The 10,477-nt window shown below is 31.2% G+C and carries 9 protein-coding genes and 1 pseudogene; 5 read left to right on the forward strand and 5 right to left on the reverse strand.

Annotated elements, in window-relative coordinates:
* Nucleotides 1-569, forward strand: a 569-nt coding sequence (ftsY, locus tag AABM47_RS08660; protein ID WP_338410528.1) for a signal recognition particle-docking protein FtsY, incomplete at its 5' end; no start/stop codon positions are given.
* A gap of 184 nt (nucleotides 570-753) precedes the next feature.
* Here ftsY and AABM47_RS08665 read toward each other — a convergent pair.
* Entirely contained in the window at nucleotides 754-1,812 is a 1,059-nt protein-coding gene (locus tag AABM47_RS08665; RefSeq protein ID WP_338410529.1) for a serine hydrolase, read from the reverse strand.
* Nucleotides 1,813-1,914: 102 nt separating this feature from the next.
* On the opposite strand from AABM47_RS08665, the gene AABM47_RS08670 reads away from it, so the two are divergent.
* Nucleotides 1,915-2,334, forward strand: coding sequence for a hypothetical protein (locus AABM47_RS08670; RefSeq protein WP_338410530.1), 420 nt, complete (start codon nucleotides 1,915-1,917; stop codon nucleotides 2,332-2,334).
* Nucleotides 2,335-2,363: 29 nt separating this feature from the next.
* The gene (locus AABM47_RS08675) at nucleotides 2,364-2,660 is read left to right on the forward strand and encodes a DUF721 domain-containing protein (RefSeq protein ID WP_338410531.1); all 297 of its coding nucleotides are present in this window, start codon (nucleotides 2,364-2,366) and stop codon (nucleotides 2,658-2,660) included.
* Nucleotides 2,661-2,734: 74 nt separating this feature from the next.
* Here the strand turns inward: AABM47_RS08675 and aceA are convergent, their stop codons facing one another.
* The gene (gene aceA, locus AABM47_RS08680) at nucleotides 2,735-4,012 is read right to left on the reverse strand and encodes an isocitrate lyase (RefSeq protein ID WP_338410532.1); all 1,278 of its coding nucleotides are present in this window, start codon (nucleotides 4,010-4,012) and stop codon (nucleotides 2,735-2,737) included.
* Nucleotides 4,013-4,089: 77 nt separating this feature from the next.
* Nucleotides 4,090-5,673 (reverse strand): malate synthase A, encoded by a 1,584-nt coding sequence (gene aceB, locus AABM47_RS08685; protein ID WP_338410533.1) that lies wholly within the window; start codon nucleotides 5,671-5,673, stop codon nucleotides 4,090-4,092.
* A gap of 347 nt (nucleotides 5,674-6,020) precedes the next feature.
* On the opposite strand from aceB, the gene AABM47_RS08690 reads away from it, so the two are divergent.
* Entirely contained in the window at nucleotides 6,021-7,496 is a 1,476-nt protein-coding gene (locus AABM47_RS08690; RefSeq protein WP_338410536.1) for a helix-turn-helix domain-containing protein, read from the forward strand.
* Between the two features lie 50 nt (nucleotides 7,497-7,546).
* Here the strand turns inward: AABM47_RS08690 and AABM47_RS08695 are convergent, their stop codons facing one another.
* Nucleotides 7,547-7,966 (reverse strand): nucleoside-diphosphate kinase, encoded by a 420-nt coding sequence (locus AABM47_RS08695; RefSeq protein ID WP_338410534.1) that lies wholly within the window; start codon nucleotides 7,964-7,966, stop codon nucleotides 7,547-7,549.
* Between the two features lie 68 nt (nucleotides 7,967-8,034).
* A complete protein-coding gene (gene bshC / locus AABM47_RS08700; protein WP_338410535.1) occupies nucleotides 8,035-9,636 on the reverse strand; it encodes a bacillithiol biosynthesis cysteine-adding enzyme BshC in 1,602 nt (533 codons plus the stop codon).
* Between the two features lie 87 nt (nucleotides 9,637-9,723).
* Here bshC and AABM47_RS08705 point away from each other — a divergent pair.
* Nucleotides 9,724-10,477 (forward strand): annotated as a pseudogene (locus AABM47_RS08705) (radical SAM protein); the annotation flags it as partial.

The raw sequence follows: 10,477 nt of genomic DNA on the forward strand, positions 1-10,477 counted from the left end.
AAACAACAACTATTGGAAAATTAGCACACCAGTTTAAACAATTAGGCTATAACGTTGTCCTAGGAGCTGGAGACACTTTTAGAGCTGCGGCTATTGACCAATTGCAAATATGGGCAGATCGTGTTGGTGTTACTTTAGTAAAACAACAAATGGGGAGTGACCCAGCCTCTGTAGCTTTTGACACCTTAGAATCTGCTGTAGCTCAAAATGCAGATGTTGTTATTATTGATACCGCAGGTCGTTTGCATAATAAAGTTAATTTAATGAACGAGTTAACCAAAGTAAAGCGTGTCATGCAAAAAGTTGTACTAGATGCACCACACGAGGTATTATTAGTTTTAGATGGCTCAACGGGTCAAAATGCATTTGAACAAGCCAAACAATTTACTGCAGCAACAGAAGTAACTTCTTTAGCGATTACCAAACTAGATGGAACAGCTAAGGGTGGGGTTGTTATTGGAATTTCAGATCAATTTCAAATTCCAGTAAAATATATAGGTATTGGCGAAGGTATAGAAGACCTTCAGGTATTTAATAAGTATGAATTTGTAGATTCTTTTTTCAAATAAAACCATGAAAAAATCAATTTTAAAAAAACCTTTTGCATTGTTTTTTTTTGCAACTGTTTTAGCCTTAGTAGCCTATTTTTTTGATAACGAAAATGTTTTTGTGATGTTAAGATTAACTTCTTTTGTAATCTATCTTTACTTTTTACATAAACTATTTAAAAAGTTCAAAAAAACTAAGAAATAATCAATTAATTAAATTGTTTAATTTTTCCCAAAGTGTATTGTCAAAATTAGTTAAGGCAGAACCTGTATCACCTGCAGTGTCGCCCATTCTTATGATCACCAACTTTTTACTCGGTACAATATAAATTTTTTGATCATTTTTGCCTAAAGCTGCATGCATGTCTGCAGGAGCATTAGGAATCAAATCACCATTAAATTCCCATTGAGATTGAGGTAAATGATACGTACTTTTGCCATTAAGCCACCATAAATATCCATAAGCTTGATTAATGTTTTGTGATGTATTTGTTGCTTCAATCACATAACTTTCGGGTACAATTTGTGTTGATTTCCATTTTCCCTTGGCATAAATCATCAAGCCAAAACGCGCCATACTTCGAGCATTACTCCAGTAGATACTCAGTCCATTGTTCTGATACCAAGTGCCTAACATGCCTAATCTATCTCTTAATTTTAAATTGAAGTATGTGTCCCAAGATTGATTACTTGCTTGTGCAACAACATCTTGCATTTTTACAAATACATTATGATAAGCCCATCGAGTACCTGCGTCAGCAACATATTGCAAATTTGCAGGTGTTACATCATCTCCTAAAGTGTCATCTAAACCCGAATTCATGGATAGTAAGTTTTTACATGTAATTGCATTTTCTTTATCCATAGGGGCACTTGTCCAACCTGTTCCTAAATAGTCTGAAACTTTAGAATTAAGATCAATGATTCCTTCATTTTGAGCAATTCCAGCAGCTGCACTTGTTAATGTTTTTCCTGCACTTGCCCAGTACCAAGACGATATCGCCGTATGTGTTCCAAAATAATGTTCAACAACTATCTTTCCATTATGTAAAATGATAAAACTTTTGGTATTTTTTAATTCCAAATAATCCAACAAGGGTTGAATGCCATTTGTATTCCAACCCAAACTACCAACCGATTTGGTTTCCCAGTCTGCAGATTCGTTTGGAGGAAAATATACAGCATCCGAATTAGCAATTAAGGTGTCATCTGAGCACGAAAGCAGTACAAAAATAAGTATAAGTTGTAGGGATGTTTTTTGCATTAAGCTGAAATAAAAATTAGACATATAATTTAAGACAATAATTGTGTAAAATAGTTTAATTCAAAATTAAATATTTGTAATTTAGTAGCATAATAATATCCTATGAAATTTCGCATTTTATTTATAAGTTTTTTTATGGTTTTAATTTCCTGCAAAGAGTATATAAAGCCAATAGGTTTAGATAGCCTTAGCGGTTATTGGGAAATTGAAAAAGTTATTTTACCGGATGGTTCTGAAAAAATTTACAAAGCCAATGATACGTTTGATTATTTTGAATTGAACGATAGCCTTAGTTTTAGAAAAAAAGTAGTACAGCAATTTGATGGTTCGTTTATTTCTAATGAAGTTTTAGAAAAATTTACAATAACTACAAAGGATGGTATTTATTTTATCAATTATACTACGAAATATGCCAAATGGCAAGAAGAAATTTTATCTTTAAACAATGAAAAATTAGTTGTTAAAAATAATAACGAATTTGAATACCATTATAAAAAACCCGTTCTTTTTTCACCTAAATAACATAAAAGTAGAGACACTTTACAATACATATGGCTAAACGATTTAATGAAGAACATTCCATACAAGATTTATTAAAACAATTTATTCAAGTCAATAAATTAGATGCCGGAATGGATAAAATTGATGTTGAACAGGCTTGGAAAAGCCTTATGGGTACTGGTGTAAATAATTATACAGAAGAAGTAGTACTCAAAAAAACAACACTTTATGTTAAGTTGTCTTCGGCTGTGTTAAGAACCGAATTAAGTTATGGGAAAGAAAAAATTATAAAAATGATTAATGAAGAGCTCAAAAAAGAAGTCGTAATCAATTTAGTTTTAAGATAAATAATAGAAACCTCAATAATTACATTGAGATTTCTATTAACAAACTAACCTAAATTTTAACAAACAAACCTCAATTAAAATTGAGCTGTTTCAGTTGAATCCTTCATAGCTACAGTTGATGACAAACCTGCTGTAACTGTATTTTGTACTTCATCAAAGTAAGTTGTGCCAACAAAATTTTGATGCTTAACGGCTCTAAATCCTTCTGCTTGTAAGGCAAATTCTTTTTCTTGTAATTCAGAATAACCAGCCATTCCTTTTTTCTTGTATGCTAAAGCTAATTCAAACATTGATGTATTTAATGCATGAAATCCGGCCAAAGTGATGAATTGGAATTTATAACCCATTTTAGCAATATCTTCTCTAAATGTTTCCATTTGTGCAACTGATAGCTTTGCCGCCCAATTAAATGATGGAGAACAGTTGTATGCTAATAATTTACCTGGAAATTTAGCATGTATTGCATTTGCAAATTTTTGAGCCTCCCCAATATCGGGTGTTGATGTCTCTAGCCAAATTAAATCGGCGAAAGGAGCATAAGACAATCCTCTGTCTATACCTTGATCAATTCCAGCATTTACATGAAAAAAGCCTTCTGGAGTTCGCTCTCCTGTTATAAATTTTCGATCTCTTTCGTCAATATCGCTTGTTAGTAAATTTGCAGCTTCGGCATCTGTTCTGGCTACTATTAAAGTAGGAACATTCATAGTATCTGCAGCTAATCTAGCGGCAATTAATTTGTTGATTGCTTCTTGTGTTGTAACCAAAACTTTTCCGCCTAAGTGTCCACATTTTTTAGCAGATGAAAGTTGGTCTTCAAAATGTACACCTGCAGCACCAGCTTCAATCATCGCTTTCATTAATTCAAAAGCATTCAAATTACCGCCAAAACCTGCTTCTGCATCAGCAACTATAGGAACTAAATAATCTTTTTTATTTTCAATTTCATTTACAGATTGAATTTGATCAGCACGTAATAACGCATTGTTAATTCTTTTAACTACAAGAGGCACACTGTTTACAGGATATAATGATTGATCAGGATACATTTCTCCAGCTACATTTGCATCTGCAGCAACTTGCCAGCCGCTTAAATATATGGCTTCTAAACCAGCATCTACTTCTTGTATAGCCTGATTGCCTGTTAATGCTCCAAGACCCGCAACCCACTCTTGATTATTTAATTTATGCCAAAGAATTTCTGCTCCACGGCGTGCAATTGAATATTCAATTTGGTAAGAACCTTGTAACTTTACCACTTTTTCTGCAGAATAAGGTCTTTCAATTCCTTTCCATCTTGGATTTGTTGTCCAATCTGTAATTAATTCTTGAATTCTTGCATTTGTTTTCATAATTTTGTACTGCTTTTTAATAGTTATTTATAATTATTGAATTTACTGTCAGGTGTTCTAGCATCTGGCAGTTTTTTTTAGTCTAAATATTGATATGCTTTTAAAGTTAAAAATTCATCGAGTTCTTTATTTAATATCATTTCACTAAATAAGTTTGTAGCTAGATCAAATTTGCCTTTTTCAAATCGTTCTATTCCTACATATTTCTTAATTTTTTCAAGTTCAACTTCTATGTGTTTTTGATACAGTTTTGCAGAACATTTTTCTCCGTTTTCAAGAACAACTTCTTTATCTAACCAATTCCATAACTGAGCTCTTGATATTTCTGCCGTTGCAGCATCTTCCATCAAATTATATAAAGCAGCGGCACCAACACCCATTAACCAAGACTCAATATACAGGATGCCTACGTTAATGTTTTTTTGAACACCAAGTGTTGTTATTGTTCCTTTTGGCAACTCGAGTAATTGTTTTTCTGTAATTGTTGTGTCAGCATGCTTTATATGCATTTGATTTTTTGTAGTCATATGCGCGTTAAAAATTTCCATTGCTAATGAAACCAATCCTGGATGTGCAACCCATGTACCATCGTGACCATTTTTTACTTCACGTATTTTGTCTGCTTTTACCTTTTCAAAAGCAATTTTATTAGCTTCTTCATTATTTTTTATTGGAATTTGTGCGGCCATTCCACCAATAGCTAAAACATTTCTTTTATGACAAACTTGAATTACACGCAACGAATAAGCACTCATAAATGAACTAGCCATAGTTACTTGATCTCTGTCTGGAACTATAAAGTCAGTATGCTTTTTTAATTTTTTTATGTAAGAAAAAATATAATCCCAACGGCCGCAATTTAAACCTGCCATGTGATCTTTTAATTCAAAAATAATTTCGTCTAATTGAAAACTTGCCGTTATAGTTTCTATAAGAACGGTTGCTTTAATTGATCCTTTAGGAATATTTACATATTTTTGAGCAAATACAAAAACATCATTCCACCAGCGAGCTTCTTCATAGTGTTCTAATTTTGGTAAATAGAAATAAGGAGCTAATCCCTGTGCTTTTAATGTAGTTGCATTGTTAAAAAAGAATAAGCCAAAGTCGACTAAAGCTCCAGAAAGAAATTCGGATTGCAGTTTTAAATTTTTATCTTCTAAGTGCAAACCTCTTGGACGAACCAGTAAAGTTGCAGTTTCATTGTTAAGAGTATATTTTTTTCCGTTTTGATGTAACGAAATGGTTTTGTCAATAGCGTCTTTTAAGTTTTGTTGTCCCTCCATTAAGTTAGACCAAGTAGGGGAGCAGCTATCTTCAAAATCAGCCATAAACACCTTTGCCCCAGAGTTTAAAGCATTAATAACCATTTTTCTATCAACTGGCCCTGTAATTTCGACCCTTCTGTCTAAAAGAATTTCGGGTATTGGAGCAGCTGTCCAATTTGAATTTCTTATGTGTTCGGTTTCTAACGGAAATTTTGGAGTTTCTCCAAGATCAAATTTTTGTTGCTGTAATTTTCTTTTTTCTAAAAGTTCAATTCTTTGCTGATTAAAGTTTAAATGAAGTGCTTCTAAAAAAGTTAAAGCATCTTCGTTAAGTAATGAAGTCGTAACAGATTTGTTTACTACTTGAATTTTTTTTTGTGTTACAGTTTTCATGGTAATAGAAATTATATTATTAGCTTGTACAATAGTATAAAAAATATTTTTACAAAACAAGCGAACGTTCGCTAAATATATTAATAATTTAAATTTGTGTGTTTTTATTCTGTTTTAATGTATATTTGTTACTTAATATGTTGGTTTTATAATAGCGTTTACAGCCCTGGTAAATGTGGTATCTTTTTTTTTGCTATTTAAACAAGTGTCGTTAAGCATATATTAGAAGCAAAAAAGATTAAATAAACAAGGGGGCATTGCTATCTGGCAGATTGTTTACAAGCGTAACAAGACTAAGCCTTTTTACTTTAAATAAAAATGGAGTAAAATTTAATACAGAAATAATGATAGAAGAAGAATATATTAGATTAATTTTTGGTTTAAAATTAAAGCAACTTAGATCCGATAAAAACTTATCGCTGTTTGGTTTGGCAAAAACAACCGGATTGTCTAAATCGTATTTAAACGAAATAGAAAAAGGAAAAAAATATCCAAAACGCGACAAAATATTACTCTTGTCAGAAGCTCTTGATACTACTTATGATCAAATGGTTTCCTTAAAGTTAGATAAAAATTTAGCACCTATTGGTGAAATACTTCAATCTAGAATTTTAAAAGAAATTCCGTTAGATGTTTTTGGAATTAAAGAAGGTGATTTAATCGATATTATTGCCGAAGCACCTGTTAAAGTCAATACTTTTATCAGTACCCTTTTTGAAATTGCAAAACATTATAATTTAACACGAGAAAGCTTTTTTTTAGCCGCATTGCGATCGTATCAAGAAGCAAATAACAATTATTTTGAAGATATAGAATTGCAAGTTGAAAAGTTTGCAAAAGCATATTCTATTGATTTAACCAAACGTTTAAAAGTAGAGGATTTAGAAGATATCTTGATTGAAGAATATGGCTACACCATTAACAATGAAGAATTAACAGGGCATACAGAATTAAATAATTTGAGATCGGTTTATGTGCCTTCTTCAAAAACGTTGCTAGTTTCGTCTGATACAGATGACTCTCAGCGTATGTTTATTTATGCTAAAGAAATTGCCTATAATTTTTTAGATATTTCAGATAGATTGTATACGTTTTCATGGATTAAATTTAAAAGTTTTGATCAAGTTTTAAATAATTTTTTAGCCTCTTATTTTGCGGGTTCATTGTTAATACCACGTAAGGCTTTAGTTAAAGAACTGAAGGTTTTTTTTGAAAACAAAACCTTTAACACAATTGAATTTCAAAAGATGATGGATAAATTTACAGACTCTCCTGAAACTTTTTACCAACGTTTAACTAATATATTGCCTAAAGATTTTAATCTTAAAAATTTGTTTTTCTTGAGATTTTCCTATAAACCCGAGCGTAATCACATTCGATTAACCAAAGAATTACATATAACTAATTTACTAGAGCCGCATGCAAATGAAAGAAACGAGCATTATTGTCGACGTTGGGCCTCTATACAAACCTTAATAAAAATTCCTGATTCTGATAAAAATCATTTATTTGAACATCAAATTTCATCTTATCCACATACAGAAAACACTTATTTAGTTTTGTCGTCTGCGACAAAAGATCCATTTAAAAACGGCTATTTTAGAAGTATTTCTATTGGTATTTTAATTTCAGCTCACTCGGTTAATAAAATTGGTTTCTTACAAGATCAAAAGATTCGGGTTAAACAAGTTGGAGTTACTTGTGAATCATGTTCTATTTTAAACTGTAGCGAAAGAGTAGCGCCACCAAGAAATTTAGAACGCAAAGAACGCTTTGTAAAAACAGATAATATAGTGTCCGAAATTATGGAAAAGTATAAATAAAAAAAACCACTTTTTAAAAAAGTGGTTTTTTTATATTCTAAAATTATTAATTAAAACTGCTCTCTTCCTGAAAAATGAAAAGCAGCTTCAATTGCAGCATTTTCATCAGAATCTGAACCATGAACAGCATTTTCTCCCATTGAAGTTGCGTATTTGTTACGAATAGTTCCTTCAACAGCGTCTGCTGGGTTTGTAGCACCAATTAAAGTTCTAAAATCAGCTACAGCGTTATCTTTTTCTAAGATAGCTGCCACAATAGGACCTCTTGTCATAAACTCAACTAGTTCGCCATAAAATGGTCTTTCAGCGTGAACAGCATAAAATTCTTTTGCGTCAGCAATTGTTAATTGTGTTAATTTCATTGCTATAATTTTGAAGCCACCTTCAGTAATCATATTTAAAATTCCACCAATGTGTCCGTTTTCGACACCATCGGGCTTAATCATTGTAAAAGTTCTGTTCGTTGCCATAACGTTTTATTTTTTTTATATGAGTGCAAAAATAGTATTTTTTTAAAGATTTACAAGTATAGTTTGTGTTATATAACTATTACGTTAAAAACGTGCTCCAAAGGCTTTAACTCATTAAATAGCGCATTCAATAATTTAGGCCCAAATTCTATATAATATTCAGAAAAATTAGCTTTTCGTTCTTGTAAACTTTGTTTAGGAAATAATTCGTCTTGCAAATAAATTATGCGTTCTAGTTTTTCAGCTAGGGCTCTTTTTTCAGCTTTTAACAAGCGTTTTTCAAGGTTTTCCAACCCTTTTATTTGTTTGACTTCTTGAGCTCTTATAGCGCCAAGAAATGATTTGTCTGTTTGTTTTGCAATATCGTATAAAGCTTCAAATTGCTTTTTTAAATATTCTTTTTGAGGTGTAAAATCTATTTCTAAATGAGATAAAACTTTTGTTTTATTCGTAATTAAAACTTCTTGTTTGCTGAATAAATCAGCCCATGTTAACGCTAACTTGTCTGCTTTTTTTACTTGTTTTTTTGTTGCAATTAAGGCAGAATTACGAACTAAAAGTATTGGAAAAGTGATGTTGTTAACTTCAAAATTTGATTTTAATTGCAACCAATAAGCTAATTCACCACCACCACCAATATAGCACAAATTAGGTAAAATTACTTCTTGGTACAAAGGGCGTAATATTACATTAGGGCTAAATTTTTCAGGATGATTTTCTAATTCAGTTATAATTTCACTTTCCGAAAAAGTATAATTCGTATTTAGAACCTTATAACTCTTGTTTTCATAAACAATACGTTCCCGTATATGATCTTCAATATAAAACAAGTTAATTTCACGTGGATTCACTTGAATTTTATATTCAGATAATAGTTTGTTAGTCTTTAAAACTTCTTCACTGGCAGTTTGATGCAGCAATTCTTTTTTTGCATAAGAAATAAACAATTGTTTTAAATTTTTAGTATCACCATCTAAAATGACCAATCCTTTTTCTTTAAAAATTTCATTAGCAATATAACGCGTAGCATCGGCTAAATTGTTGTATTTTAAATAGCCATTTTTAAATAAATCCTTTAAATAAGTTGCGTTTTCTCCTAAATCTAATTCATCAGAAAAGGCTTTAAAAATTTCTTTTAACCCTTCAGTAGATAATCTTCCTACAGGACCAAAGCTTTCTTTTTGCCATTTAATTTGGTTTCCTTTAAACCAAAAATGATTGATTTCTTCAAAATCATGATCTTCTGTCGCCATCCAATAAATAGGAACAAAATTTTGTTTAGGATACTCTCTTTTTAACTGTTCAGAGAGGTTTATAGTCGAAATTATTTTATATAAAAAATACAAAGGTCCTGTAAATAAATTTAACTGGTGTCCTGTTGTTACGGTAAAAGTATTTGATTCGTTTAAAAGTTCAATGTTACTGGCAGTTGCTTCTGATGGCTCAAAATTTGCATATTGTTTTTGAAGAGACTCAACCAATATTTTTCTATTTTCAATTGGAAAGTTGTTTTGTTTTTCTTGTATTTGTTCAGAAAAATGCTCCAATTTTGGTAATCTATTGTACAAAGCTTTCAATTCCGAATTTTCGGAAGTGTTTTCATCTAAATAATCATTTGTTAATTTAGTAAAATAACCTGATTCTTGATAGCTTATACAGTCAGATGGCATCGATTTTTTTTGTAAAAGTAGTAATTTTCATTTTTTAAATTAGCAAATAAATCTTAAAATAACTTTACCTTTACAAAAATAATTAATTTGCAAAACATACTCTTAATAACACCTCCTTTTACCCAGCTTAATACACCGTATCCAGCAACGGCCTATATAAAAGGTTTTTTAAATACCAAACACATTGATTCATATCAAATGGATTTAGGTATCGAAGTGATTTTAAATATGTTTTCAAAAGAAGGTTTAGAAAATTTGTTTAGTATTTCAGGGGAAAGAATTTCAGAAAATTGCAAACGCATTTTTGCTTTACAAAACAATTACATTCATACAATTGATAATGTAATTGAATTTCTTCAAGGTAATAACCTCACGTTAGCTCGTCAAATATGCAGTGGTAACTTTTTGCCCGAAGCCTCACGTTTTAATCAATTAGACGATTTGGAATACGCTTTTGGTTCTATGGGAATGCATGATAAGGCCAAGCATTTAGCAACTTTATATTTAGAAGACTTATCTGATTTTATCGTTGAATGCATCGATGAAAATTTTGGATTTAGTCGATATGCTGAACGTTTGGGAGAAAGTGCCAATTCTTTTGATGAATTATATGAGTCCCTGCAACTTGAGCACTCATTTATTGACGTATTAACTCTAGAAATTTTAAAAAAACGATGCCTTGAAACACAGCCCAAATTGGTATGTATTTCAGTGCCCTTCCCTGGCAATTTATACAGTGCTTTTCGCTGCGCTCAATATCTAAAAATTAATTTTCCTGGAATAAAAATTGCAATGGGCGGAGGATTTCCAAATACTGAATTGCGCTCTCTCACAGATATAC

The organism is uncultured Flavobacterium sp., from assembly GCF_963925415.1.
Classification (GTDB): Bacteria; Bacteroidota; Bacteroidia; order Flavobacteriales; family Flavobacteriaceae; genus Flavobacterium.

Bases quoted from the DNA above. Each gene is read 5' to 3' on its own strand.
- AABM47_RS08665 (WP_338410529.1), bottom strand. From the start codon at position 1,812: ATGCAAAAAACATCCCTACAACTTATACTTATTTTTGTACTGCTTTCG.
- AABM47_RS08670 (WP_338410530.1), top strand. From the start codon at position 1,915: ATGAAATTTCGCATTTTATTTATAAGTTTTTTTATGGTTTTAATTTCC.
- AABM47_RS08675 (WP_338410531.1), top strand. From the start codon at position 2,364: ATGGCTAAACGATTTAATGAAGAACATTCCATACAAGATTTATTAAAA.
- aceA (WP_338410532.1), bottom strand. From the start codon at position 4,012: ATGAAAACAAATGCAAGAATTCAAGAATTAATTACAGATTGGACAACA.
- aceB (WP_338410533.1), bottom strand. From the start codon at position 5,673: ATGAAAACTGTAACACAAAAAAAAATTCAAGTAGTAAACAAATCTGTT.
- AABM47_RS08695 (WP_338410534.1), bottom strand. From the start codon at position 7,966: ATGGCAACGAACAGAACTTTTACAATGATTAAGCCCGATGGTGTCGAA.
- bshC (WP_338410535.1), bottom strand. From the start codon at position 9,636: ATGCCATCTGACTGTATAAGCTATCAAGAATCAGGTTATTTTACTAAA.